The 25,007-nt window shown below is 74.0% G+C and carries 25 protein-coding genes; 6 read left to right on the top strand and 19 right to left on the bottom strand.

Annotated elements, in window-relative coordinates:
- Positions 1 to 26: 26 nt before the first annotated feature.
- On the bottom strand, positions 27 to 935 hold the full coding sequence (locus tag ACWCP2_RS02150; RefSeq protein WP_450906658.1) for an oxygenase MpaB family protein: 909 nt from the start codon (positions 933 to 935) through the stop codon (positions 27 to 29).
- 166 nt (positions 936 to 1,101) lie between these two features.
- On the opposite strand from ACWCP2_RS02150, the gene ACWCP2_RS02145 reads away from it, so the two are divergent.
- A complete protein-coding gene (locus ACWCP2_RS02145; protein WP_450906657.1) occupies positions 1,102 to 1,842 on the top strand; it encodes an SDR family oxidoreductase in 741 nt (246 codons plus the stop codon).
- Positions 1,843 to 1,883: 41 nt separating this feature from the next.
- Here ACWCP2_RS02145 and ACWCP2_RS02140 read toward each other — a convergent pair whose 3' ends face one another.
- From ACWCP2_RS02140 to ACWCP2_RS02130, 3 genes are all read right to left on the bottom strand, one after another.
- Entirely contained in the window at positions 1,884 to 3,110 is a 1,227-nt protein-coding gene (locus ACWCP2_RS02140; protein WP_450906656.1) for a cytochrome P450, read from the bottom strand.
- 216 nt (positions 3,111 to 3,326) lie between these two features.
- Complete coding sequence (locus ACWCP2_RS02135) at positions 3,327 to 3,521, bottom strand: hypothetical protein (RefSeq protein ID WP_450906655.1); 195 nt, start codon at positions 3,519 to 3,521, stop codon at positions 3,327 to 3,329.
- Entirely contained in the window at positions 3,518 to 3,703 is a 186-nt protein-coding gene (locus ACWCP2_RS02130; protein WP_450906654.1) for a hypothetical protein, read from the bottom strand. The genes ACWCP2_RS02135 and ACWCP2_RS02130 overlap by 4 nt, the downstream gene beginning before the upstream one ends.
- 200 nt (positions 3,704 to 3,903) lie before the next feature.
- Between ACWCP2_RS02130 and ACWCP2_RS02125 the strand changes: the two genes are divergently transcribed.
- A complete protein-coding gene (locus ACWCP2_RS02125; RefSeq protein ID WP_450906653.1) occupies positions 3,904 to 4,767 on the top strand; it encodes a helix-turn-helix domain-containing protein in 864 nt (287 codons plus the stop codon).
- 21 nt (positions 4,768 to 4,788) lie between these two features.
- On the opposite strand, the gene ACWCP2_RS02120 is transcribed toward ACWCP2_RS02125, so the two are convergent.
- A complete protein-coding gene (locus tag ACWCP2_RS02120; RefSeq protein ID WP_450906652.1) occupies positions 4,789 to 5,151 on the bottom strand; it encodes a DoxX family protein in 363 nt (120 codons plus the stop codon).
- Between the two features lie 80 nt (positions 5,152 to 5,231).
- Between ACWCP2_RS02120 and ACWCP2_RS02115 the strand changes: the two genes are divergently transcribed.
- Positions 5,232 to 6,083, top strand: a complete 852-nt coding sequence (locus ACWCP2_RS02115; RefSeq protein ID WP_450906651.1) for a LysR family transcriptional regulator — start codon at positions 5,232 to 5,234, stop codon at positions 6,081 to 6,083.
- Between the two features lie 22 nt (positions 6,084 to 6,105).
- Here ACWCP2_RS02115 and ACWCP2_RS02110 read toward each other — a convergent pair whose 3' ends face one another.
- The 6 genes from ACWCP2_RS02110 to ACWCP2_RS02085 all read right to left on the bottom strand — a co-directional run bounded on the left by ACWCP2_RS02110 (position 6,106) and on the right by ACWCP2_RS02085 (position 12,105).
- On the bottom strand, positions 6,106 to 7,296 hold the full coding sequence (locus tag ACWCP2_RS02110) for an acyl-CoA dehydrogenase family protein (protein ID WP_450906650.1): 1,191 nt from the start codon (positions 7,294 to 7,296) through the stop codon (positions 6,106 to 6,108).
- Positions 7,297 to 7,412: 116 nt separating this feature from the next.
- Positions 7,413 to 8,474, bottom strand: coding sequence for a zinc-binding dehydrogenase (locus ACWCP2_RS02105; RefSeq protein ID WP_450906649.1), 1,062 nt, complete (start codon positions 8,472 to 8,474; stop codon positions 7,413 to 7,415).
- Positions 8,471 to 9,694 (bottom strand): LLM class flavin-dependent oxidoreductase, encoded by a 1,224-nt coding sequence (locus tag ACWCP2_RS02100; protein ID WP_450906648.1) that lies wholly within the window; start codon positions 9,692 to 9,694, stop codon positions 8,471 to 8,473. Before ACWCP2_RS02100 ends, ACWCP2_RS02105 begins: the two co-directional genes overlap by 4 nt.
- A 127-nt stretch (positions 9,695 to 9,821) precedes the next feature.
- A complete protein-coding gene (locus tag ACWCP2_RS02095; protein ID WP_450906647.1) occupies positions 9,822 to 10,343 on the bottom strand; it encodes a hypothetical protein in 522 nt (173 codons plus the stop codon).
- Between the two features lie 26 nt (positions 10,344 to 10,369).
- Entirely contained in the window at positions 10,370 to 11,206 is an 837-nt protein-coding gene (locus tag ACWCP2_RS02090) for a class II fructose-bisphosphate aldolase (RefSeq protein ID WP_450906646.1), read from the bottom strand.
- Positions 11,203 to 12,105, bottom strand: coding sequence for an SIS domain-containing protein (locus ACWCP2_RS02085; protein ID WP_450906645.1), 903 nt, complete (start codon positions 12,103 to 12,105; stop codon positions 11,203 to 11,205). Before ACWCP2_RS02085 ends, ACWCP2_RS02090 begins: the two co-directional genes overlap by 4 nt.
- A 183-nt stretch (positions 12,106 to 12,288) precedes the next feature.
- Here ACWCP2_RS02085 and ACWCP2_RS02080 point away from each other — a divergent pair, with 183 nt between their 5' ends.
- The gene (locus ACWCP2_RS02080; protein ID WP_450906644.1) at positions 12,289 to 13,068 is read left to right on the top strand and encodes a DeoR/GlpR family DNA-binding transcription regulator; all 780 of its coding nucleotides are present in this window, start codon (positions 12,289 to 12,291) and stop codon (positions 13,066 to 13,068) included.
- A 184-nt stretch (positions 13,069 to 13,252) separates the two neighbouring features.
- On the opposite strand, the gene ACWCP2_RS02075 is transcribed toward ACWCP2_RS02080, so the two are convergent.
- The 3 genes from ACWCP2_RS02075 to tdh all read right to left on the bottom strand — a co-directional run bounded on the left by ACWCP2_RS02075 (position 13,253) and on the right by tdh (position 16,773).
- Positions 13,253 to 14,167 carry a LysR substrate-binding domain-containing protein gene (locus ACWCP2_RS02075; protein ID WP_450906643.1) on the bottom strand — a complete coding sequence of 305 codons (915 nt, stop codon included), beginning with the start codon at positions 14,165 to 14,167 and terminating at the stop codon, positions 13,253 to 13,255.
- Between the two features lie 242 nt (positions 14,168 to 14,409).
- On the bottom strand, positions 14,410 to 15,612 hold the full coding sequence (locus ACWCP2_RS02070; protein ID WP_450906642.1) for a glycine C-acetyltransferase: 1,203 nt from the start codon (positions 15,610 to 15,612) through the stop codon (positions 14,410 to 14,412).
- A 126-nt stretch (positions 15,613 to 15,738) separates the two neighbouring features.
- Positions 15,739 to 16,773, bottom strand: a complete 1,035-nt coding sequence (gene tdh, locus ACWCP2_RS02065; protein ID WP_450906641.1) for an L-threonine 3-dehydrogenase — start codon at positions 16,771 to 16,773, stop codon at positions 15,739 to 15,741.
- A gap of 205 nt (positions 16,774 to 16,978) precedes the next feature.
- Between tdh and ACWCP2_RS02060 the strand changes: the two genes are divergently transcribed.
- Complete coding sequence (locus ACWCP2_RS02060; protein ID WP_450906640.1) at positions 16,979 to 17,890, top strand: alpha/beta hydrolase fold domain-containing protein; 912 nt, start codon at positions 16,979 to 16,981, stop codon at positions 17,888 to 17,890.
- Between the two features lie 37 nt (positions 17,891 to 17,927).
- On the opposite strand, the gene ACWCP2_RS02055 is transcribed toward ACWCP2_RS02060, so the two are convergent.
- The 5 genes from ACWCP2_RS02055 to ACWCP2_RS02035 all read right to left on the bottom strand — a co-directional run bounded on the left by ACWCP2_RS02055 (position 17,928) and on the right by ACWCP2_RS02035 (position 22,121).
- Entirely contained in the window at positions 17,928 to 18,644 is a 717-nt protein-coding gene (locus ACWCP2_RS02055) for a class I SAM-dependent methyltransferase (RefSeq protein ID WP_450906639.1), read from the bottom strand.
- Between the two features lie 119 nt (positions 18,645 to 18,763).
- Positions 18,764 to 19,252 (bottom strand): MarR family winged helix-turn-helix transcriptional regulator, encoded by a 489-nt coding sequence (locus tag ACWCP2_RS02050; RefSeq protein ID WP_450906638.1) that lies wholly within the window; start codon positions 19,250 to 19,252, stop codon positions 18,764 to 18,766.
- A gap of 81 nt (positions 19,253 to 19,333) precedes the next feature.
- A complete protein-coding gene (locus ACWCP2_RS02045; protein ID WP_450906637.1) occupies positions 19,334 to 19,726 on the bottom strand; it encodes a helix-turn-helix domain-containing protein in 393 nt (130 codons plus the stop codon).
- Entirely contained in the window at positions 19,723 to 21,879 is a 2,157-nt protein-coding gene (gene feoB / locus ACWCP2_RS02040) for a ferrous iron transport protein B (RefSeq protein ID WP_450906636.1), read from the bottom strand. The genes ACWCP2_RS02045 and feoB overlap by 4 nt, the downstream gene beginning before the upstream one ends.
- Positions 21,876 to 22,121, bottom strand: coding sequence for a FeoA family protein (locus tag ACWCP2_RS02035; protein WP_450906635.1), 246 nt, complete (start codon positions 22,119 to 22,121; stop codon positions 21,876 to 21,878). Before ACWCP2_RS02035 ends, feoB begins: the two co-directional genes overlap by 4 nt.
- A 475-nt stretch (positions 22,122 to 22,596) precedes the next feature.
- Here ACWCP2_RS02035 and ACWCP2_RS02030 point away from each other — a divergent pair, with 475 nt between their 5' ends.
- Positions 22,597 to 24,945 (top strand): SpoIIE family protein phosphatase, encoded by a 2,349-nt coding sequence (locus ACWCP2_RS02030; protein ID WP_450906634.1) that lies wholly within the window; start codon positions 22,597 to 22,599, stop codon positions 24,943 to 24,945.
- Positions 24,946 to 25,007: the final 62 nt, after the last annotated feature.

The raw sequence follows: 25,007 nt of genomic DNA, 5'->3' as shown, positions 1-25,007 counted from the left end.
TCTTGAAGTCGCCCCCGTGTGTCGTGCTACGCCCTCCCCGGCCGGTCCAGTATGGCCGCTGATGTACGCAGTGTGTACGGCGCGGGGCGGCTCCCGGGGCCCATGCGGCGCATCGCTTTCAAGATGTGACCTGGAGGCAGCTGCCAGCGCAGACCTGCGGGAATGCTGCGCAGCAGGGTACCGGTGAGACGCAGGCGGCGGGTAACGCTGCGCGGGGCCGGTGCGGGGCGGCCGTACAGCTGGTGCGCCCAGCCGGGGAGGGAGCCGTAGGCGAGGGCGGCGAGCGGGCGCCACACAAGGTTTCGGCCAGGGACGAGGAGGGGGTGGATGGGAGGGGCGCACAGGAAGGCGTCGACGGCCCGCGCGTCGGGGCCGGCGGCGAGTTCGGGGCGGATCCGCTCGAAGTAGGCGGCGAGCGACGCGGTGTCCCCCGGTACCCCGGACGGGTCCAGGCCGACGAGCCGTGCGTTGACGCGGTTCTCGGCCACGTAGCGGTCCGCCTGCGCGGGGGTGAGCGGGACCCCGGAGCGGCGCAGGACGTGGAGGAAGCTGTCGATCTGGGCGCAGTGGATCCAGAGCAGCAGCTCGGGCTCGTCCACGCGGAAGCGTGTCCCGGTGGCCGGATCGGTCGCCGACAGCATGGTGTGGATCTTGCGGACGCGGGCGCCGGCCCGCTCGGCGGCCTCGGTGGTGCCGTAGGTGAGGGTCCCGACGAAGTCGGCGGTGCGCAGCAGGCGTCCCCAGGCGTCGCCCCCGCCGTGCTCCCCGCTGAAGGCGGAGCTGTTCTCCATGACTCCGCGGACCGCGCGCGGGTGCAGGGCCTGGAGGTACAGGGCGCGGACCCCGGCGATCCACATGACCGGGTCCCCGTGGCACTGCCAGGTCACGGAGCCGGGGCCGTAGAGCCCCGGATCGGGGCCCGCGCTCTCGTCCATGTCCGGTCCCTCCCCGGTCGGCTCTTGCGGCCCGGTCAGCTCTGCCGGCCCTGGCGGCCGGCCCTTCCAGCATTCCACCGAACGACCCCTCGCACGCCCGCGCCCGCCTCTAGGCTTTCCCCCGGCGGACCGCACCCGCCTCCCCTCGGGACGCGGAGGCACGGTCATGCGTACGGGACAGCTCCAAGGGCAGGTCGCGGTCGTCACGGGCGGTTCGGCCGGCATCGGTCTGGCGACGGCCCGCCGCTTCGTGGCGGAGGGTGCCCGGGTCTTCGTCACCGGCCGCCGGCCGGAGGAGCTCGCCGCGGCGGTCCGCGAGCTGGGCCCGGGCGCCGTGGCCGTCCGCGGTGACGCCTCCCGCGTCGCGGACCTGGACCGGCTCTACGAGGCGGTCGCCGCCGCGGGCTGCGGGGCGATCGACGTGCTGGTCGTGAACGCGGGCGGCGGCCCGCCCGGCGGCTTCGCCGAGTTCACCGAGGAGCAGTTCGACGCCACCTCGGACCTCAACTTCCGGGGTGCCTTCTTCACCGTCCAGCGGGCCCTGCCGCTGCTGCGCGACGGCGCCTCGGTGATCCTGCTGGGCTCGGCCGCCGGCTCCTCGGCGTCCGAGCGGTACGGGGTGTACGCCGCCACGAAGGCGGCCGTACGGTCCCTCGCGCGCAGCCTGGCCCTGGAGCTGGCGGGGCGCGCGATCCGGGTCAACACCCTCAGCCCGGGCCCGATCGACACCCCGGCGCTGGCCGGCGCCCCGGCGCACGTACGCGCACGGGCGACCGACGGAGTTCCGCTCGGCCGGGCCGGGCGTCCCGAGGAGGTGGCCTCGGCGGCCCTGTTCCTCGCCTCGCGGGAAAGCAGTTTCATCACCGGCATCGAACTCTTCGTGGACGGCGGGGCGGGCCAGGTCTGAGTCCCCGCGGCAGGCCCGCCCGGCGGCCCGGCGGCGGCCCGTCAGCCGGCCGCCGGGGTGAACTCCACGGCCAGGGATTTCGGCCCGCGGGTGAAGACGCCCTCGGCGGCCGGGTCGTATCCCGGGGCGGGCCGCAGGCCCGGCATCGCGTCGAGGAGCTGGTTGGAGGCGATCTCGACCTCGGCCCTGGCCAGCAGCGCCCCGACGCAGAAGTGACGTCCGAGCGCGAACGCCAGGTGGTCCGCGGCCGCGGAGAAGGCGGTGGTCGCCGTCAGGTCGCCGCGGAACAGGTCGAAGCTGTCGGGGTCCTTGTAGCGGGCGGGGTCGCGGTTGGCCGCGCCGATGAGGCAGGTGACGGTGGACCCGGCCGGGATGGTCCCGCCGCTCATGGTCACGTCGACGGCGGTCTGCCGCATGATCATGTGGACGGGCGGGGTGTGGCGCAGGGTTTCCGCGAAGGCCCGGTCGAGCAGTCCGCGGTCGCGGCGTACGGCGGCGAGCTGGCCGGGGTGGGCCAGGAGGTTCGCGAAGAGGCCGGCGATGGCCTTGTCCGTGGTTTCGGCGCCCGCCGTGAGGAGGAGGCTGCAGAAGGCCTTGATGTCCTCGTCGCTCATGCTCACGCCGTCGACCTCGGCGGTGCAGAGCGCGGACAGCAGGTCGTCTCCGAGGTGTTCGCGCCGGTTCCTGATGACCGGCAGCATGTACGCGGCGAACTCGGCCTGGGCGCGGGCCCCTTCGGCCGCCGTGTGCGGATCTCCGGAGAGGTTGCCGGTGAACGCGACGAAGGCCCGGTACCAGCCGCCGAGGGCTTCCTGGCCGGACCGGTCCAGTCCGAACATGTCGGCGATGACCGAGATCGGGAAGCGGGAGGCGAATCCGCTCACCAGGTCGACCGACCCCGAGTCGGCGAAGGCGGCGATCAGTTCACGGGCGTTGCGCTCGATGATCGGTACGACCTGGTCCCGGAGCGCGTTGCCGCGGAAGGCCGGGGCGACCAGGGCGCGGCGCGCGGCGTGTTCACGGCCGCTCAACTGGAGCAGGGTCTTGCCGTGCACGGGCTCGGCCTGCCACGCGTAGTTGTCCGTGGTGAAGAGCGACTCCTTGTCCTTGAAGGCCCGCGAGACGTCCTCGTAGCGCGAGACGAGCCAGCTCCGCGTCCCCTCGTGCCAGAAGAGCGGCGCCTGTTCCCGCAGGGTCCGGTAGACGGGGTAGGGATTCTCGGCGAACTCCGGCGAGAGGATGTCCGGGATGTGGTGCGCGGCGGTCATGGAGTTCCCCCATCGGCTCGGCCTGTCGGCTGTCCTGAGGTGCCCGGTCCCCGTCGGTGCGCGGACCGGTCGTGCTGCCACAACGCTCTGTGCGTACGCCTTCCAGCAAACCGCATGCCGTCCCCCGGCGCCAGGCCACCGAACGGCCGGGAGCCGGGGCGGTGTTGGCCGCCCCGGCTCCCGTTCGCACGGACCCCTCCGCCGTCCCCCGCCCCCCTACGGACGCGCGGCCGGCCGGGCCGGTCGCTCGAAGCGGCGTACGAAGCGGGCGCGGCAGCCGGGACACTCCTGCGTCACCACGTCCACCGTGCCGGCGCAGCAGTCCTGCGCGCGCACCCGGTCGGTGATCCACGGGCCCCGCGCCCCGCACCCGGAGCACACGGACGCGGCGAGGTCCGCCTCCCGGCTCACCGCCTCCCGCCCGCGCCCGCGCCCGCGCCGGCGCCCACGCCCGCGAGCCCCGCCAGGGCCGGCAGCACGAGCCACAGCTGCTCCTGCGCGACCGGGGAGGTCACCAGGACGACGCCCAGCACCAGAACGGCCAGGAAGGCCACGCTCAGGCGCCTCAGATCGATCTTCAGTTCCATCAGCACGGTCCGTCTCCTCTGTTCCGCGTCCGCCGACTCCACGGCCTGCTTGGAGTGTGCGAGCGGCTCCGCCCGCCGGGCAATGGCGGCGGGCCTTCACCGACAAACCGCACCAATGCCGCCGGCCGACTGGTGAACTTCCGTGACGACGACGGACAATGACGGTCCCTCAGTCACGTTGTGCGTCATTCCCGGGAGTTGACACCATGACCGACCGGCCGAAGCACCCGGAGCAGCTCGCCTTCGCCGCCGAACTGCGCGAGCTGCGCCGCGGCGCTCCCAGGAAGCCGACGGAGGAGGCGCTGGCCCGTGCGGTCGGGTGCGCCCGGAGCACGGTGTCCGCCTTCCTCAACGGTCACCGCTTCCCCTCGTGGGAGCACGCCTCGCGGCTGGTCACGGCGTGCGGCGGCACACCGGACGGCTGGCACGAACGCTGGCTGGAGGCCTCGCGCGCGATCGAGGAGCGCAGGAACGCCCCGGCCGCGGGGCCGGGCCGGGCGCCGGAGTCCTCGCTCCTGGCCCCGGACGCGGTGGGCGGCGCCGCCCTGCTGGCCGCGCACTGGTACCGGGACAACCGGGAGTTCTACGAGGCGGCGCGCGCCTGCGTGCTCAAGGCCCGGTCGGAGATCCGCGTGACGTACACGCGCCGCTATCCGCCCACCCAGTACACGACCCCGGCCTCGGCGGCGTACTTCCGGGCGGTCCTGGACTGGGCGGAGGCGAGCAGCGAGGACGAGCGGAGCGTGCGGCGGATCATCGGCATGCCGGAGCACGACGGGATCGCGGATCCGGACATGCTCGACTGGGCCCGCGGACATCACGAGGCCAGCCGGCACATCCTCAACTACGAGGCGAACGTACTGCGCTGGCCGGCCGCCGCCGACGGCCTGAACATGGCGCTCATCGACGACAGCGTCGTCTTCCTGGCCTTCTCGGGCGGCCCGCGCCAGCGCCTGAACGGTTTCCGGGTGGAGGATCCCGTCTTCATGAACTACTTCTCGGCCTACTTCGACCAGCTCTGGGCCGCCCTCCCCACGCTCTCCGCCTACCTCGCCCCCGGCCCGGGCTGACGCCGCGGCCCGCGCCCGCCGTCACAGCAGGGCGGTGGCCGACCAGGCCGCCACGGCGGCCGCGAGGAGGAGCACCGCGTTGAGGGCGATCCGCCGGTCCCCGCGGCGCAGGTGGACCGCGGTCGCGCCGATCTGCAGGACGACGAAGCCGGTCGCCGCGGCCAGGGCGAGCCAGGGGGCGGTACCGGTCAGCGGAGGCAGGACCAGCCCGATCGCTCCGAGGACCTCGATCGCCCCGATGGCCCGGACGGCCGGCATCGGAGTGCTGTCCACCCAGGCCATCATCGGCAGGAGCCGCTCACGGCTGCGGACCACTTTCACACCGCCCCCGTAGAGGTAGAACAGGGCGAGCAGGCCGGCCACGATCCAGTACGCGTTCTTCATGCGTCGAGTCCACCGCCCGGGACACCTGGCTGTCCAAGACCCTTTCGGCGGCCTCGATACCGTACGGGTATCGTGGGGGCATGGAGCTGCGCACGCTGCGCTATTTCGTGGCGGTCGCCGAGGACCTCCACTTCGGCCGGGCCGCCGCCCGGCTCCACATGACCCAGCCGCCCCTGAGCCGGGCGATCAAGCGGCTGGAGACCGAGCTCGGCGCCGTGCTGTTCGACCGGTCGTCCGCCGGCGTCTCCCTCACCCCCGCGGGGGCGGTGCTGCTCGACGAGGCCCGCGCCCTGCTCGGCCAGGCCGACCGGGTGCGCGTGCGCGTGGCCACGGCGGCCGGGGCCACGACCCTGACCGTCGGACTCCTCGGCGACAGCACGGACCCGGCCGCGGCCCGGCTGGCCGACGACTACCGCCGGCGCCACCCGCGGGTCGAGGTGCGCATCCGCGAGACCGGCCTCACCGACCCCACCTGCGGGCTGCGCCTCGGGCTGGTGGACGTGGCCCTGACCCGCGCGCCCTTCGACGGGACGGGCCTGTCCGTGCACACGGTGCGCGCCGACCCGGTCGGCGCGCTGCTGCGCTCCGACGACCCCCTGGCCCGCTGCGGCAGCCTTTCCCTGGCCGACCTGGCGGACCGCCGCTGGTTCCGGTTCCCGGAGGGCACCGACGCGGCCTGGCAGACCTACTGGAACGGCGGTGAGCCCCGCGGGGGTCCGGTGGTGCGTGCCGTCCAGGAGTGCCGGCAGGCGGTGCTCTGGAACGGCACGGTCGGCATGACGATCCTGGCCCACGAGCCCGGAGAAGGCCTCACCGTGGTACCGCTGACCGACATGCCGCCGAGCCGCGTGGTGGTCGCGTGGAACGAAGCCGACACCAATCCCCTGATCCGCTCCTTCGTCCGCACCGCGGCCACCGCCTACCGCGGCTGACCGGCTCGGCGCACCCGTCGTCTCAGCGGCGCACCCGCGGCATGCCGAGGCCGATCCACGAGATGATCTCGCGCTGGATCTCGTTGTTGCCGCCGCCGAAGGTGAAGATGACCGCGCTGCGGTAGCCGCGCTCCAGTTCGCCGTGCAGGACCGCGCCCGCGGAGCCGTCCTTGAGGGAGCCGGCCGCGCCGACGACCTCCATCAGCCAGGCGTACGCGTCCCGGCGGGCCTCGGAGCCGTAGACCTTGACGGCGGAGGCGTCCTGCGGGGTGAGGTTGCCGTCCTGGACGGCGTTGACCATCTGCCAGTTGAGCAGCTTCATCGCGTCGAGGCGGGCGTGGGTGCGGGCGAGCCGGCCGCGGACCCAGGAGAGGTCGATGACCCGGCGGCCGTCGGCCAGTTTGGTCTCGGCGGCCCAGCGCTGGACGTCGTGCAGGGCGCGGATGGCCATGGTGCCGTGGGCGGCGAGGGTGACGCGCTCGTGGTTGAGCTGGTTGGTGATCAGGCGCCAGCCCTTGTTCTCCTGGCCGACGCGGCGGTTCGCCGGGACGCGGATGTTCTCGTAGTAGCTGGCGGTGGTGTCGTGCGAGGCCAGGGTGTTGATCAGGGTGCAGGAGTACCCGGGGTCGGAGGTCGGCACCAGGAGCATCGTGATGCCCTTGTGGGCGGGGGCGTCCGGGTCGGTGCGGACGGCGAGCCAGACCCAGTCGGCGGTGTCGCCGTTGGTGGTCCAGATCTTCTGGCCGTCGACCACGTAGGTGCCGGTCTCCTCGTCGCCCTCGCGGACGGCCCTGCACGTGAGGGCGGCGAGGTCGGTGCCGGCGTCGGGCTCGCTGTAGCCGATGGCGAAGTCGATCTCGCCGGAGAGGATGCGCGGCAGGAAGTACGCCTTCTGCTCGTCGGTGCCGAACTGCATGATGGTCGGTCCGACGGTGTTGAGCGCCATCAGCGGCAGCGGTACGACGGCCTGCGCGGCCTCGTCGAAGAAGATGAACTGGTCCATGGGCGACATGCCGCGCCCGCCGTACTCCTTGGGCCAGCCGACCCCGAGCCAGCCGTCGGCGCCCAGCCGGCGGATGGTCTCCCGGTAGAAGCGCTTCTGCTCGGCGGGGTCCTCGTACCGGGCGTAGACGTCCGCGGGGATCAGCTCGGCGAAGTAGGCGCGCAGCTCGGTGCGCAACCGCTGCTGCTCAGGCGTGTATTCGAGGTGCACGGCCCCTCCGGGTCTCTCGTGGTCCAAGGTCGCGCGGACGGCCGCCGCCGCCGCGGGGGCAGACTAGAACCTGTTCCAAGAATGCGGAAGAGTCAGCGGGCGGTCGGCGCACGCGGTCAGCGGACCACCACCCCGTTTCCTTCCCGCCCGGGCCGGATCAGGACCTTGATGTGCTCCTGCGGCCTCCGCAGGGAGGCGAAGGCCGCGTCCAGTCCGCCGAAGCCCGCTTCCCCCGTGACCAGGGACCCGGGGTCGATGCGGCCGTCGGCGAGCCGGGCGAGGGTGGCACCGAACTCCTCGGGCGGGTAGGTCAGGCACATGCGGAGGGTGACGTCCTTGTAGATGCCGACCACCGGCCGGATCACGTCCTCGGTCATCACCCCGCCGATCTGCAGGATCTCGGTGCCGCGCGGGACGGTGTGCAGGAGCTGGTTCAGCATGCCGGGCACGCCCACGCAGTTCACGACCACGGTGGGGCGCGGGCGGGCTCCGGCGAGCTCCGCGCAGAGCCGTACGGGATCCTGCGCGGCCGGGTCCACCACCGCGTGCGCGCCGAGCCGGCGGGCGGCCGCCCGCCGCAGCGCCGACGGGTCCGAGGCCACCACGGGGCCGGCGCCGCGCTCCAGCAGCGCGGCGACGGCTCCGAGGCCGACCGGGCCGCAGCCGACGACCACGGCCGGGGTGTCCTTCCCCGCCGCGCTGCGCGCGATGTTGCCGAAGCCCACGGCCAGCGGCTCGGTGAGGGCGGCGAGCCCGAGGTCCAGGGACGGCGGGACGGGCAGCAGCGCCTGCGCCTGTACGACGATCCGTTCGCCGAATCCGCCGGGGAAGGCATTGCTGTAGCCCACGGTCCGCACGACCCCGCCCGGGTCGACCGCCCAGGGCAGGCCGACGACCCCGGTGCCCGGTTCGGGACCGGTCGCGCCGGGCCCGTAGCCGAGGACCCGGCCGGAGAACTCGTGGCCCATCACCAGCGGCCGGTCCGGGTCGAAGAGGAAGCTCGTGGTTCCGCTGTCCCGGGAGGCCCGGAGGAACTCCTCGGTGTGCGCGACGGCGCTCAGGTCGGAGCCGCAGATCCCGCAGGCTTCGGTCTCGACGAGTGCCTGCCCGGGACCGGGCACCGGATCCGGGTGCTGCCGTACGCGGAAGAGGCCGTCCTCGAGCACCGCGGCCCTCAACGGACCTCTCCCTTGCGGGCGATGGCGTCCATCGTGGCGCGGCGCATGGTTCCGATGAAGCGTTCGCTGTTGCGCCCGGCCCATTCCAGGCTGGCCCGGCGTGCTTCGGTGTGGCCGGTGAGCCGGGGGACGACCCGCTCGGCGAAGAGCTCCAGGCTGCGCAGGGCGGCCGCGGGTTCGGCGAGGTCGAGCCGGAGGATGAGGAAGGTCCCGAAGCCGCCGGTCTTCTCGGCGAGTTGCTCGATGCGCCGCACGGCGTCCTCGGGGGCGCCGATGACGGCCCGGCCGAAGGTGGGCAGCCCTTCGGTGGTCCACCGCTCGACGGCGCCGGCCGGGGTGGCGCAGCCGTCCGGGCGGCTGCCGCTCAGCCGCTCGATGTAGTCCACGATGTCCGGGGTGCCGTACTCGGCTTCGCGCAGGGCCTGTTCGCGGGTCTCGGCGAGGTGCACCGGGGTGACCAGCCGCCAGGTGGAGCGGTCGGCGGGCCGGCCGGCCTCGCCGCGGGCGCGCTCGTGGGCGGCCCAGTTGGCGTCGAGCGCCGCGTACCCGGCGGGGTCGGCGGCGGCGAGCGAGAGCATGCCGACCCCGTGGCGTCCCGCGAGCACCGCCCCGGTCGGCGACACGGCGGAGGCGACCGCGACCTCCAGTTCCCGGCCCCGGTAGGGGCCGAGCTGCAGCCGGGCCTCCTCCAGCGTGAACCAGTCGGTGGCGGCCGTGACCGTCTCCCCGCGCAGCAGCCGCACGATCGCGTCGAGCGAGTCGGCCATCATGGCGCGGGAGTCGAGCGGGTCGACGCCCATCATGAAGGCGTCGGAGGGAAGCTGCCCCGGCCCGACGCCGAGCATGGCGCGGCCGCGGGACTGCTGGTCGAGCTGACAGATCCGGTCGGCGAGGATCAACGGCTGGTGGTACGGCAGGGAGTTGACCCCGGTTCCGAGCATGATGCGGCCGGTGCGTTCGGCGGCCGCGGCGAGGAACACCTCGGGCGAGGCGATGATCTCGTACCCGGCGGAGTGGTGTTCGCCGGCCCACAGCTCCTCGTAACCGAGCCGGTCGAGGTCGGCGGCGAGGTCGAGGTCCCGGCGCAGCTGGAGCGCGGGGTCACCGTCGGGACGGTGGTAGGGGGCGAGGAACACACCGAAGCGGTGCGGCAGATACGGCTGAGGTAGATGCGGCTGCTGCGGATACGGCTGCGGCGGATACGGCTGCTCCTGCGGCATGTGCGGTGGCCTTCCCTCGGCGGCGCCTGCTCTGTTCCGGCGTCCGACGAAACACCGCCCGGGCGGCGGCTTCAATGCCGCCGCGGCCTTCCTCCCACTGAGTGGGAGGAATCCAGCGGGCCGCCGCTCAGCTGTAGACGAAGACGTAGTCGAAGTACACGAGGTCGCGGATGCCGTCGAAGCGGAAGGTGCCCGACGGGATCACGCCCAGGCCCTCCTCCAGGGCGACCTTGTCGTAGGTCACGCTCTGTTTCCAGGCCGCGCTGGAGGGGACGAAAGGTTTCAGCGGGGCGGGGAGCCCCGCCAGGGGCCCCTCCTCGAAGTGGTGGGCGGGATCGCGCATGATGCGGTTCGCCGTACCCTCCTTCAGACGGGCCACCCCGACCAGCCGCATCCGCGTGTCCGGGCTCGGGACGGACCGGCCGGTGCCGGACTCGTCGATGCCGTAGCCCAGCCAGTGCGCTGTGGACACGTCCCCCAGAGCGGTCCAGAACCGCCGGTTGAGCGGGGCCACATCGGTGCGGACCTTCTCGCCCTTCTCCTCCTCGGGCCACATCGTGTAGCCGAGCCCCGCCGCGCCGAGGAGCAGCGGGGCCCCCAGTCCCAGAAGAAGCCTCCGTCTGCTGCCGAGGCCCCGCTCTGCACCCATTCCAGTCCCCCCAGTACCCGTTCCGGTCAGTTCAGGGCGCTGATCATAGCGGCGGCCGTCGCCGTCATCGCCTCCCGTGCGGCGGTCAAATACGGGCGGGGATCCGCGGGGGTCAGATGGGTGCGGATCGCCTCGGTCATCGCCACGTTGAGGGCGGTGCCGATGTTGACCTTGCGGATGCCGCCGGCGACGGCCGCGGCGAGTTCCGCGTCCGGCAGACCGGAGGAACCGTGCAGGACCAGCGGGACGTCGACCGTCTTGGCGAGCCGGCCGAGCAGTACGTGGTCCAGGGCGGCGGTCCGGCTGGTCATGGCGTGGCTGCTGCCGATGGCGACGGCCAGCGCGTCCACTCCGGAGTCGGCGACGAAGCGGCGTGCCTCGTCCGGGTCGGTACGGGCGCCGGGTGCGTGCGGGTCCAGGGGCGCGGCGCCGTTCTTGCCGCCGACCTCGCCCAGTTCGGCTTCGATCCAGAGCCCGTTGACGTGCGCCCAGTCTGCGGCGGAGCGGGTGGCCTCCAGGTTCTCGGCGTAGGAGAGGTGCGCGGCGTCGTACATGACCGAGCTGAATCCGGCGTCCACGGCCTGCCGCAGCAGTTCGGAGCTCTTGACGTGGTCCAGGTGCAGTCCGACGGGGACCCCGGCGGCCTCGGCCACGGCGACGGCCGCCCGGCTGATCGGCAGCAGCGCCCCGCCCCGGAACTTGACGGCGTTCTCGCTGAGCTGGAGGACCACGGGCAGCCCGGCGGCTTCGGCGCCCGCGACGACCGCTTCGGCGTGCTCCAGCGTGATGATGTTGAAGGCGGCGACGGCGCGGCCGTGGGCGGCGGCCTCCAGGACGAGTCCGCCCGCGGGGACGAGGCTCATCGGACCGCCTCCTCGCCCGCCGTGAGGATCACGGACCGGGTCAGATGGCGCGGGGCGTCCGGGTCCAGCCCCTGGTGGGCGGCGACGGCGACGGCCAGGCGGTGCACGCGGACCAGCTCGGCGAGCGGGTCGAGGTGCCCGGCGACCCACTGGGCTCCGGTCCCCCGGACCTGTTCGGCGAGCCCTTCGGGCGCGTCCCCGAGCGACCAGGTGGCGGTGCCGGGCCCCGAGACGCTGATGGGGCCGTGCCGGTACTCCATGGCCGGGTAGGACTCGGACCAGGCCAGGGCGGCTTCGCGCATCTTCAGCGCGGCCTCGTTGGCGAGTCCGACGCTCCAGCCCCGCCCGAGGAAGGTGAACTGGCCCCGGGTCTCCAGCTCCGCCGGGAGCGGCTCGGCCAGTGCGGCGCGCGCGTCGGCGACGACGGACGGGCTGTGCAGGCCCACGTGGGCGCGCAGCAGGGTGAGGGCGGTGGTGGCGAAGCGGGTCTGCACGACGGACTGCTCGTCGGCGAAGTCCAGGACGACGAGCGCGTCGGCGAGGGTGATGACGGGGGTGGCGGGGTCCCCGATGATCGCGGTGGTGGGCACGCCGGCGTCCCGCAGCCCGGCGAGCAGGTCGAGGACCTCGGTGGTGGTCCCGGACCGGGTCAGCGCGACGACCCGGTCGTAGCGGCGGTGGCGGGGGAACTCCGAGGCGGGGAAGGCCTCGGTCTCGCCCTGCCCGGCCTCTTCGCGCAACACGGCGGCGGCCTGGGCCATGTAGTACGAGGTCCCGCAGCCGACGATCGCGGTACGCTCCCCCGGCCGTGGCAGCACCGCCCGGTGTTCCGGGGCCAGTTCGGCGGCCCGCTCCCAGCATGCGGGCTGCGTGCCCAGCTCGTACGCGACATGGCTCATGGCGGCTCCCTAGCGCAGTGCGTGCACTCGTGTGTGCGTGTTCCTGCAAGATACTGGGCCCTTTCGCGCAACTTCAAGCATCTCAGGGATGATCCCCTGCGTTAATCTCGACGTGTAGGCCAAGAGGGAGCGCCGAAGCGAACGCCGACGCGAGGATCGAAGACAAGAGCGGAAGGGCGGCCGATGACCCGCAAGGAACGCTGGCAGACACTGCTGGACCTGCTGGTGGAGCGGGGCGAGCTGGAAGTGGAACCCGCCGCCGAAGCCCTCGGCGTGTCCGCCGCCACCATCCGGCGCGACCTCGACCAGCTCGCCGAACAGCAGCTGCTGGTCCGCACGCGCGGCGGAGCGGTCCTGCACGGGGTCAGTTACGAACTCCCGCTGCGCTACCGCACCTCGCGCCGGGCCGCCGAGAAGGGCCGCATCAGCGAGACCGTCGCGGCGCTGATCGTCCCGGGCGAGGTGATCGGCCTGACCGGCGGGACCACGACCACCGAGGTGGCGCGCGCGCTGGCCGCCCGGCCCGACCTCGCCACCGGCTCACCCGCCCTGACCGTGGTCACCAACGCGCTGAACATCGCCGGAGAGCTGGTCATCAGACCGCAGTTCAAGATCGTGCTGACCGGCGGCGTGGCCCGGCCCCAGTCCTACGAGCTCACCGGCCCCCTCGCCATGGAAGTCCTCGGGCAGCTCTCGGTGGACACCGCCGTCGTCGGCGTGGACGCCTTCGATCCGGCCGACGGGGCCGCCACCCGCCACGAGGACGAGGCGGCCATGAACCGGCTGCTCTGCGAGCGCGCCCGCCGCGTGGTGATCGCGGCCGACTCCAGCAAGCTGGGCGTCCGCGCCTTCGCCCGGATCGTCGCGACCGACGCGGTGGACGTCCTGGTGACGGACACCGGCCTGTCCCCGTCGGTGGCCGAGGCCTTCGAGGCGGCGGGCGTGGAGGTCATCCGCGCCTAGTGTTGTGACCGGAAAGGTTCACCGGGTCACAGCACTAGGCCGTCTCTTTCGGATCTTGTCGGCTGAGCCCGCGGCGTCCGGTGCCGTGCCTGGGCCTGCTGCCGGGGCGTTCGCTTACCGGGCGTACGTGGCCGCCTCGGCAGTGCGGCCAGGCGCGGTGCCGGGCGTCGCGGGCCCGGCAAGATCAGTGCGCCGGGAGCCGGTCCGCCTCGCGGGCCAGGGCCGACAGGACCGGGGCGATCAGCGGGTGCGTCTCGGCGCCGCGCCGGGTGGCGGCGAAGACCCGGCGGGTCGCCGCCGGGCCGGACACCGGGCGGACCCGGACCTCCTTGAGCTCCATGCCGCGCAGCGCCGATCGGGGCACCAGCGCGACCCCGGCGCCCGCACCGACCAGTGCGACCACGGCGCGGAAGTCGTCGGAGGAGTGCACCAGCCGGGGCTGGAATCCGGCGAGTTCGCAGGCGAGCTGCATCACGTCGTGGCAGGGGTTCCCGGGGTACTGGCCCACCCAGTCGGCGTCCGAGAGGCCGGACAGCGGCACCTCGGGCAGATCGCCGAGGGGGTGGCCGGCGGGCAGTACCGCGTCGAAGGGTTCCGCGTACAGCGGGAGCACGGACAGCCGGCCGTCGTCGGCGCCGGGGGCGCCGCGGTACTCCACGGCCAGGGCCACGTCCGCCTCTCCGTCGAGCAGCAGCGGCAGGCTCTGGTCGCCCTCGGCGTCGCGCACGCGCAGCCGGATCCCCGGGTGGTCGACGGCGAGCCGGGCGATGGCCGGGGCCAGCACCTCGGCGATGCCGGTGGCGAAGGCCGCCACGGTGACGGCGCCCGCGGACCCTCCCGCGTAGGCGGCGAGTTCGGCCTCGGCCCGCTCCAGCTGCGCGAGCACCTCGTGGGCGTGCCCGAGCAGGATCTCGCCGGCCGGGGTGAGGCGTACGCCCCGGCCGCTGCGGGTCAGCAGGGCGTGCCCGGTCTCCTGCTCCAGCGCCGCGAGCTGCTGGGAGACGGCCGAGGGGGTGAGGTAGAGCGCTGCGGCCGCGGCGGTCACCGTACGGTGGTCCGCGACGGCCCGCAGGATGCGCAGCCTCCGGGGGTCGATCACGCTGCCATTCTCGCAGGCCGCGGAGGCCGGCCGGGCCGACCGATCGGGGCAGGCGCCGGCCCGTACCGGAGCCCGGACGCCGGAGGCCGCGGGCCCGGGCAGCGCCTCCTGCCCGCCCTTCCGCCGTTCCCCGGGTCTCCGCCCCTGACCCCGCTCCTCAAGCGCCGCAGGGGCTGGATTTCCCTGACCCCGGCCGTCAGGTGCCGTCGGGCGCCGGCCGAATCCAGCCCCGCGGCCCGGGCTCAGGACTCGGCGCCCGCCAGGGACGCCCGCGCGTCGATGAACGCCGCGATCGCGCGTTCCACGTCGGCCGTCGAGTGCGCAGCCGAGAGCTGGACGCGGATCCGCGCCGCGCCCATCGGCACCACCGGGTAGGAGAAGCCGATCACGTAGACCCCGCGCTCCAGCAGGAGTTCCGCCATCTTCGCCGCCTCCGCCGCGTCGCCGATCATCACGGGCGCGATGGCGTGGTCGCCGGGCAGGATCTCGAAGCCGGCCTCGGTCATCTTCGTGCGGAAGAGCGCGGTGTTGGCGGCGAGCCGCTCGCGCAGGTCGTCCGCCGACTCCAGCAGGTCGAGGACCTTGAGGGAGGCCGCCGCGATGACCGGGGCGAGGGAGTTGGAGAAGAGGTACGGGCGCGAGCGCTGGCGCAGCAGCTCGACGATCTCGGCGCGCGCCGCGACGTAGCCGCCGGAGGCTCCGCCCAGCGCCTTGCCGAGGGTGCCCGTGATGATGTCGACACGGTCCATGACCCCGTGCAGTTCGGGGGTGCCGCGGCCGCCGGGGCCGACGAAGCCGACGGCGTGCGAGTCGTCGACCATGACCATGGCGTCGTAGCGCTCCGCGAGGTCGCAGATCTCGGCGAGCGGGGCGACGTAGCCGTCCATCGAGAACACGCCGTCGGTGACGACGAGCCGGCGCCGGGCGTCCTGCGACTCCTTGAGGCGGGTCTCCAGCTCGGCGAGGTCGCGGTTGGCGTAGCGCAGGCGGCGGGCCTTGGAGAGGCGGATGCCGTCGATGATCGAGGCGTGGTTGAGGGCGTCGGAGATCACCGCGTCCTCGGGGCCGAGGAGGGTCTCGAAGACTCCGCCGTTGGCGTCGAAGCAGGAGGAGTAGAGGATCGTGTCCTCCTGGCCGAGGAAGGCGGAGAGCCGCGCCTCCAGCTCCTTGTGCACCTCCTGCGTACCGCAGATGAAGCGTACGGAGGCCATTCCGTAGCCCCAGCGGTCCAGGGCCTCCTTCGCCGCGGTGACCACCTCGGGGTGGTCCGCGAGACCGAGGTAGTTGTTGGCGCAGAAGTTGAGGACCTCGCCCGCGGCGCCGCCCGAGGTCACGGCGACGGCGGCGTTCTGCGGGGTGCCGATGACGCGCTCGGGCTTGTGCAGACCCGCGGCGCGGATCTCGTCGAGGGTGGTACGGAGGTCCGCGCGGACGGTCTCGAACATGTGCGGTGCTCTCTTTCTCCTGGTGCGGCGGAAGGAGGGGGGCCGGGCCCCGCGGAGGGGGGAGGGTGATGCGGGGCCCGGCCGGAGGGAAATGGTCTGTGGGGGCGCGTGGTCCTGCCCGGTGGGCTACGCCTGCGTCCAGTCCAGGATGATCTTGCCGCTGCGGGCGGTCGCCGCCTCGTCGAACGCGGCCTCGAAGTCCCCGTAGGCGTACCGGCCGGTGATGACGGGGCTGAGGTCGAGCCCGCCCTCAAGCAGCACGGTCATCGCGTACCAGGTCTCGAACATCTCGCGGCCGTAGATGCCCTTGATCGTGATCATCGAGGTGACGACCTTGGCCCAGTCGACGGCGAACTCCTGCGCCGGCAGGCCCAGCATGGCGATCTTGCCGCCGTGCGTCATGTTGTCGATCATGTCGCGCATGGCCTCGCCACGGCCGGACATCTCCAGGCCGACGTCGAAGCCCTCGCGCAGGCCGAGCCGGGCCTGCGCGTCGGCGATGGTCGCGTCCGAGACGTCGAGGGCGAGGGTGGCACCGGCCTTGCGGGCGATCTCCAGGCGCTCCGGGCTGACATCGGTGATGACCACGTTGCGCGCTCCCGCGTGCTTGGCCACGGCCGCCGCCATGATGCCGATCGGGCCCGCACCGGTGATCAGTACGTCCTCGCCGACCAGCGGGAAGGAGAGCGCCGTGTGCACGGCGTTGCCGAACGGGTCGAAGATCGCCGCGACGTCGAGGTCCACCTTGGTCCGGTGCACCCACACGTTCTGCGCGGGCAGCACCACGTACTCGGCGAAGGCGCCGTCGCGCCCGACGCCGAGCCCGATCGTGCTGCGGCACAGGTGGCGGCGGCCGGCCAGGCAGTTGCGGCACTTTCCGCACACCAGGTGGCCCTCGCCGCTGACCAGCGCGCCGACCTCGATGTCGGAGGACACGTCCGCGCCGAGCGCGGCGACCTCTCCGACGAACTCGTGACCGAGCACGAGCGGAGTCCTGACGGCGCCCTGGGCCCAGCCGTCCCAGGAGCGGATGTGCAGGTCGGTCCCGCAGATGCCGGTGCGCAGCACCTTGATCAGCACGTCGCCGGGGCCGTACTCGGGCTCGGGGACGTCCATGAGCCACAGTCCGGGTTCGGCCTTGTGCTTGACGAGTGCCTTCATGGGGTGGCTCCAGGCATGCGGAAGGAAGCGCTACGGGGCGTGCGGGCCGGGCAGCGTTCGGACGGCACCAATCTGCCGACCTGCGGGTGATCAGTCCATCGAGGATTTCTTAAGCGGGTCCACAGCGCAGCTTCACGCCTATGCTCCTGGGGTGACGGGCAGGGGCCGGGGAGTGGGCCGGGCCGGGTTTGGGGAGGTGAGGGGCGTGCCGAGTCTGCGCAGCAGGGCGCTTTCGGCCGCGCTGATCGCGGCGGGACGGCGAAGACGGTTCGCCAGCGCCGAGGCGGTTCGTACCCGGGTGGCGGAATCGATGCGGCGCCCGGCGTCGCACCTTCCCCCGCGTTCGCTGGGCCGGGTGGCGGAGGTCTCGCGGACCTTCGTCGGGGCCTGGCCGGTGTACGAGGTCTCGCCGCTCGGCGTGGAACCGGCCGCCCGGGTGCTGTACGTGCACGGCGGTGGGTACATCAACGAACTGGAGCGGGCGCACTGGTCGCTGATCCGGACCCTGGTCACGCAGGCGCAGGCCCGGGTGGTCGTACCGGCGTACATCCTGGCCCCGCGCGGAACCGCCGACCGGACCGTCCCGGTCGCCGCCGACCTGCTCAGCGGTCTGATCGCGAGCGGCGGCGCCGGCGGCACGGTGCTCCTCGGGGATTCGGCGGGCGGCGGGCTGGCGCTGGCCGCGGCGCAGCGGCTGCGCGACCGCAACGGGGCGCAGCCCTCGCGGATCGTGCTGGTCTCGCCCTGGCTGGACGTGTCCATGAGCCACCCCGACCAGGCGGCCCTCGAGGCGGGCGACCCGATGCTGGCCCGTCCCGGGCTTCGGGAGGCCGGGCGGCTGTACGCGGGCAACCTGGCGGCCGACGATCCCCGGGTGAGCCCGCTGCACGGGTCGTTCGCGGGGCTGGCCCCGCTGACGGTGTTCACGGGCACCCGCGACGTCCTGACAACCGACAGCCGCGAACTGGTGCACCGGGCGCGGGCGGCCGGCGCCGACGTGGAGTTCATCGAGGAGCCGGGGCTGCCGCACGCCTATCCGCTGATGCCGTTGCCCGAGGGCAGGGCGGCCCGCGACCGGATCGTCGAGCTGGTCCGCGCGGCGGCGGCGGAGTCCTGAGCCACCGGCGGGGGGCCGGTTCGGCCCCGGCATCGGCTCAGGCCACGCAGTTCATCAGGGAGCCGACGGGGGCCGTGCGGTAGCGGGCCCAGTAGCTCTCGTCGCGGGTCTCGCACGCGGGCGGGGTCCGGGTCGGCTGCCAGGTCACGGTGGCGAAGCCGGCGTCGGCGGCGGCCTCCGCGAAGTCCGCGTGCGCCCACTCCCGGCATTCGAACGGGACCGGCGGGTCGGTCTCCAGCCGGGCCCGCAGCAGCGGGGCGTCCCCGCCGGGAGAGCGTTCGACGACGCTGATCCCGTACGGCTCCCAGTCCGCGTAGGGAAAGGCGCCCGGGTTGGGCACGATGGCGAGCAGCCGCCCGCCGGGGCGCAGGTTGGCGCGGACGGCGCGGAACATGGCGTGCAGGGCCGTCCGGTCGTGGGCCTGGTTGAAGAGGTACACGGCGGTGGCCAGGTCGAACGGTCCCAGGGCCGGAAGGCCGGCCGCCGCGTCCGCGACGACGTACTCGACGGGGTGCGCGAGGTCCGCGCCGGTCTCCCGGGCCCGGCGGATGCGCTCGGGGCAGCTGTCGACGCCCACCGTGCGGCGGGCCCCGCCGGACGCCAGCAGCCGGGTGGTGGTGCCGTGCCCGCAGGCCATGTCGAGGGTGTCGAGGCCGCGGACGCCGCCGAGGGCGTCCAGGGCCGTGCTCAGGGTGAAGGCGTCGGCGACCGAGAAGGCCGGCGGGGGCGTTGACGTGTCGTACTGCTGTCGCATGCCCGCAAGCCTGCCCGGCCGCGGCCCCGTCCGACGGGCCCCCACCCCGGACCTCCCCCGGACGGGGGATGCGTTCGGATCAGTCCGTACGGCTTACGGGGCGCACGGGGCCAGGTCGTCTAGCGGCTGTCGTCCCCGGTGTTGGCGATCATCCTGCGCAGCACCTTGAGCGCGACCACGTACTCCTCGTCGCCGATGCCCTCGTGGACCGTGGCGCGCAACTCGGTCACCAGCGCGCGCAGCCGCACCCTGGCGGCCTCCCCGGCCTCCGTGAGGCTGAGGCGCTGCTCGCCGTCGGTCCGGAGCCAGCCGCGGTGGATCAGCTGGTCGACGACGCGGGCGATCTCGTGCGGACCGTCGGCGAGGGGCGTCAGCTGGACGGCCACCTCCTCGCGGCTCGGCGCCGCGGGGCCGCCGTTCACCCTGTTGAGCACCCAGTACTGCGGCTGCGTGACGTCGATCCGGGCCATGGCGTCACGCAGGTGCCGGGTGACCGCCTCGTGGGCGAGGCCGCTCCAGTAGCCGATGGGCTGGGTGGCCAGCATCTCGTCGGTGGCGGCGGGGTCGGCGGGCGCCTGGTCGGTGGTCTTGCCGGTGAGTGGTGTCATGATCACGACGCTAGCTCCCCCCGGCACCCTCGCGGCCGTCGGGCCGCACCCGCCCTCCGCGAGCGGGTGCCTCCGGGTGTCTCAGCGTGCGGGGGCCCCGGGAGGTGGCGGGCGTACGGGGGTCAGGGCGACCAGGACCGGCCGCCGGGCGACGGTGGAGCCGTCGGGGCAGGTCGTGCAGCCCCGGGAGGCGAAGAAGCAGCCCGAGCAGTCCGCGGCGCCGATCTCCTCGCGGCGCAGCCGGCCCTTGCGGACCCAGTACGCGGCGAGGTCGGCCGCCTCTGCGCGGTCGATGCCCAGCCGGTCGGCGATCTGCGCGAGCCCCTCGCCGGGGGCCGCCTCCTCGAAGGCGCGCAGGAGGCGGCGCAGCATGCCGGGCCCGGAGCCGCCGGTGGCCCCCGGCCCCGCCGCCGCCGCGCTCCTGCCGGTCCCATCGATCCCACCGGCCCCGCTCACCACATCGGCCCTGCTCACCACACCAGCCTCGCGATCTGGAAGACGCCGACGGCCAGCAGCCAGGCCGCCGCCAGTTGGATGCCGAAGCCGATGACGGTCAGCCGGGTGCCGATCTCGGCCCGCTGCGCGGCCAGGGTGGCGAAGCAGGGGGTGTAGGCGAGGATGAAGACCAGGAAGGCGAGCGCGGCCGCCCGCTGGTGGCCGCCGGAGGATTCCTCGAAGGTGGCGTGCAGGCTCGCGGTGAGCCGGGGATCGCCGTCCTCCTCGGCCGAGTAGGTCTGGGCGAGGGTGGAGATCACCCCTTCCTTGGCGATCAGGCCGGTGCCGAGCGCCGCCGTCGCGTGCCAGTCGCCGAAGCCGGCCGGGGCGACGAGGGGCGCCGTGGCGCGGGTGACCGCACCGAACACGCTCCGTTCGACGTCGACCTTGCCGAAGCCTCCGTGGCCGGCCGCGGCGGGGATCGCCATGAGGAGCCAGACGCCGGCCGCGGTCGCGACGATGATCCCGCCGGCGGTGCGCAGGAAGGCGGCGAGCTTCTGCCCGACCTGCGCGCCGGTGACGCGCAGGGTGGGCAGCCGGTACGGGGGCAGCTCCAGGACGAGCGGTTCCTCCTTCATGTCCCGGAACAGCAGGGGGCGCAGGATCAGGCCCATGCCGACGACCAGGAGCACGGAGGCGACGTAGAGGAAGAAGACGACGGTGCCGGAGTTCGAGCCGAAGAAGACGCCCGCGATCATCACGTAGACGGCGAGGCGGGCGGTGCAGCTCATGTACGGGATGAGCAGGCCGACGAGCAGCCGGTGCGAGCGGCGGTTGAGGATCCGGGTGCCGGCGAGGGCGGGGACGTTGCAGCCGAAGCCGACGACGAGCGGCAGGAAGGCGCGGCCGGGCAGCCTCAGCGTGCGCATGAGGCGGTCGGCGACGAACGCGGCGCGGGCGAAGTAGCCGGAGTCCTCCAGCAGGGCCAGCAGCAGGAACATGATGATCATCAGCGGGACGAAGGTGAGCAGCTGGCCCACACCGTTGATCAGGCCGTCGACCAGCAGTCCGGTCAGCCAGCCGGGTGCGTGGACGGCTTCCAGGAGCCGGTCGGCTCCGCCGCTGACGGGCCCGGAGACGAAGTCGCCGAGGCCGTCCTGGAGGGGTTTGGCCAGGACGGTGGTGGCCTCGAAGACGCCCCACATGACGGCGAGGAAGAACGGGATGCCGAAACCCCGGGACAGCAGCAGCCGGTCCACCCGGTCGGTGAGGGTGGGCCGGGCGGCGGCCGGGCGGGGCGCCGCGCGCTCGATGACGGCGTGCGCCCAGGCGTAGCGGGCCTCGGCGACGAGGAGTTCGGCGTCCGTGTCGGCTCCGGCTCCGGCTCCGGCTCCGGTCCCGGCGGAGCCCGCCCTCGCCGCCGCCGCGAGGCGGTCCGCCGCCGCCCCGGCCCGGGCGGCCAGCGCCGCCGGGACCGCGGGCGGCTCCTCGCCGCAGAGCAGGCCGGCGGCCAGCCAGCGCGGAGGGTGCGGGGTCAGCCCGCAGGCCGCCGCGGCCAGCTCCGCCAGCTCGGCCGCCACGGGCGAGCCGGCCGCCCAGGCGGAGGTCCGCCCGGGGAGCGCCGCTCCCGCGTCCAGGGCCTCCCACACCGCGTCCGCGAGCAGGTCCAGCCCGGTCCCGGAGCGTCCTTCCACCCGTACGACGGGCAGCGCGAGCTCGCGGGCCAGCGCATCCGGGCCGGGGGCCGCGCCGCGCCGGGCGGCGACGTCGGTCATGGTGAGGGCGACCACGACGGGGATGTCGGTGTCGAGGATCTGCGAGAGCAGGTACAGGTTGCGGGCCGGGTTGGCGGCGTCGAGGGCGAAGACGACCGCGTCGGGCCGCTCGCCCGCCGGCGCGGTCAGCACGTCGCGCACCAGTGCCTCGTCCGGGGAGTCGGGCAGCAGGCTGTAGGAGCCGGGCAGGTCGGCGACGCGCAGCGGGCGGCCGCCCGCGGTGCGCCAGTCGCCCTGGGCCACGGAGACGGTCTTGCCCGGCCAGTTGCCGACGCGCTGATGGGCGCCGGTGAGGGCGTTGAAGAGGGTGGACTTGCCGACGTTGGGATTGCCGACGAGGGCGACGAACGGCAGCCCGGTCCGCCGCTCCGCCGTGGCGGTGCCACCCGCCCCGGCCCCGGGGGCGTGACAGCTCATCCGGCGCACCTCAGCCGGCCGGCGGTACGGGTGTCCAGCGCGACCCGGGTGTCCCCGAGCCCGACGAGCAGGCCACCGGTGGCGCCCCGGGCGATCACGGTGACGTCCGCGCCCGGCACGAATCCGAACTCCAGGAGCCGGCGCCTGCTGCCCCGCGCCCGACCGGGATCGTCTGTCCGAGCGGGATCGATCCCCGTGATGCGTACGGTCGTCCCTGGACGGCTGTCATTGAGCGACGGCACCGGACCTCCTTGTTCGAATCCACTTAGGTAAACCTAAGCAGTTCGGGGAGCACCGGAACCCGGGCAAAGTCCCTGATCGGCAGGGACTTTCAGCCCACCGGTCCCGCCCGCCCTTCAGCCGATCGGCCGAGCGGCGAGAGTCCGTCCTCCGGCAAGGCCTCCGCGCTCGCCGGATTCAGGGCGACGGGTCCCCGCCGTGGGGGCCGGACTCAACGGACTTGATCCGCAAGCCCCGTTCGGTTCTGAGCGGCCGTGCCGTGGAGCTGGTCCCCACCAGTCCGGGCCGGGTCACGGAGCGGTGATTGCGCCGCACCCGATTCAGCAGGTCGTTCTTCCTCTGGTCATGTGCCACGAGAGCGATCACCAGCCGACGCTCACCCGGCAACGCCGATATCCGTCCGATCACCGGAGGCGAGGGCGGAAAGGGGCGTCCGCGGGGTGTGCGGAAGCAGCGGCCCGAGCGCATTCTGGAGGGGTGACGGCCAGACCGGACACTGGCGGCCCCGTCACCGACGCCACGGCCCAGGTGCTCGCGCGGGCCGCTCTCGATGCCGTGGGGGCCGCCGGCGGGTACGCGGGCGGCGTCTACCTGCGCTCCGGCACGGAGGGGCTCCTGCTGATGGCGGCCGTGACCGGGCTGCCGGGTCCGCTGTTCCGGCCCTGGTGGCGGATGCACGTGAACCGCCCCTACCCCGTCGCCGAGGCCTACCGGTCCGGCCAGTCCGTGCACCTGCCCGACGCTGAATCGGCGATGCGGCGCTTCCCCCAGCTGATGGCCGGGCTGCCGTTCCCCTTCGGCTCGCTGTACGAGCCCGTGACCCGCGGCCGCGAGCGCTACGGCGTCCTCTTCGTACTGCGCCCCGCGACCCCCGGGATCCCGGTCGGCCCCGGCGACCGGAAGCGGCTGCGCGCGGTGGCCACCCGGCTGGCCGGGGAGCTGGCCACGCTCGCCGCGGGCGGCGACACGGTGACCTGGGAGGGCGACCCGGTGTGCCTCCCCGGTCCGGGCCCGGCGGTCGTCCCGGCGGCCGACGCGGGGCGTAGCAGCGTGGTCGACGCGGGGCGCGGCAGGACGGGCGACACGGGGCGCGGCAGGGCGGGCCACCCGGCGGGCAGCACGACCGGCGACCCGACCGGCGACCCGGCGGGCGGCCCCGCGGGCGGCGCCGCCGGCGGTGCCCGAGCCGCCGTGGACCGGTTGGACCTGGCCGTCCTGTCCGTGGACCGGCAGGGCGTGATCGACTTCACCAACTCCCGCGCCCGCTCCACCGCCACGACCCTGCTCGGTTCCGACGGGGCGGAACTCTCCGGCCGGATGCTGTGGGAGGCACTGCCCTGGCTCGGACACCCCGCCTACGAGGACCACTTCCGGGCCGCGTTCCTCTCCCCCGCTCCGGTGCACTTCCAAGCCGCCCCGCGCGGAGCCGAATCCTCCCCGCACTGGCTGTCGGTGGGTCTGCATCCCTCGGTCGACGGGGTCACCGTCACCATCGCCCGGACCGAACCACCCACGTACGCACCGGAGTCGCTGATGCGGCCCGGCGCGGGGGTCGGTTCGCCGGGCCTGGGTTCGCCCGCCGACCGGGCTTCGGCCCTGTACCGGCCGGTGGCCCTGGCGATCGCGCTGACCGAGGCGGTGACGGCCCGCCAGGTGTCGATGGTGGTCACCGACGAGCTGCTCCCGGCCTTCGGCGGGCGGCAGTTGGCGATCTACCTGCTGGGCGAGGGGCATCTGCACCTGGCCTGGGAGACCGGCTTCCCCCAGGGCTTCCTCGACGGGTTCGACGGGGTCGCGCTGGACGTCCGCCTGCCCGGCGTCGAGACCCTCACCTCGGGCCGGCCGATGTTCTTCGAGTCGATGCAGCACCTGGCCGCCGCCTACCCGGGGATCGCGCTCGACTCCGATGTCGGCGCCCGGGCCTTCCTCCCCCTGATCGCCTCCGGCCGGCCCGTCGGCTCGTGCATCCTCGGCTTCGACGCCCCGCGCGGGTTCAGCCCGGAGGAGCGTACGGTCCTCACCGCGCTCGCCGGGCTGATCGCGCAGGCGCTGGAGCGGGCCCGGCGCTACGACAGCGAGGCCGCGCTGGCCCGCGGACTGCAGGCGGCCCTGCTCCCGCACCGGCTGCCGGTGCACGAGAACGTGGTCACGGTGGGGCGGTACCTGCCCGGCACCGCCGGGATGGACGTCGGCGGCGACTGGTACGACGTCATCGAGACGGGCGGCGGGAAGCTCGCCCTGGTCATCGGCGACGTCCAGGGCCACGGGGTGGCCGCCGCGGCCACGATGGGCCAACTGCGCAGCGCCGTACGGGCCTTCGCGCTCAGCGGCAACGAGCCGGAGCAGGTGGTGCGCGGCACGAACGAGCTGCTCATCGACCTCGATCCGGGCCAGTTCGCGAGCTGTTGCTACGTCCTGCTCGACCCGGCGTCCGGACTCGCCCTCGCCGTGCGGGCCGGGCACCCCCAGCCGCTGTTGCGGCATCCGGGCGGCCGGACGGAGGTACTGGACCTGCCGGGCGGGATGGTGCTCGGCATCGACGCCGAAGCGGTGTATCCGGTGACCCGGCTGCGGATCGAGCCGGGGGCGGTGCTCGCCCTCTACACCGACGGGCTGGTCGAGTCCCCCGGTGCGGACATCGACGTGGGGGTGGAGCGGCTGCGCGCCGCGCTGGCGGACGGCGGCCCCGCGCCGCTGACCGAGACGGCGGACCGGCTGGTCGCCGAGGCGGGGCACTCCGCGGACCGGCCGGACGACATCGCCCTGCTGCTGGCGTCGCGCACGTCCGCCCCGGAGGTGACCGCCCCGGACCGGGCGGACCCGTAGGGTGCGGGCGACCACTGCACCGCCCGCACCCGGCCTGCCGGCCTGTCTGCCTATCTGCCTGC

It is taken from the genome of Streptomyces sp. NPDC002104 (assembly GCF_053593795.1).
This window is presented reverse-complemented; position numbering and strand designations above follow the sequence as displayed.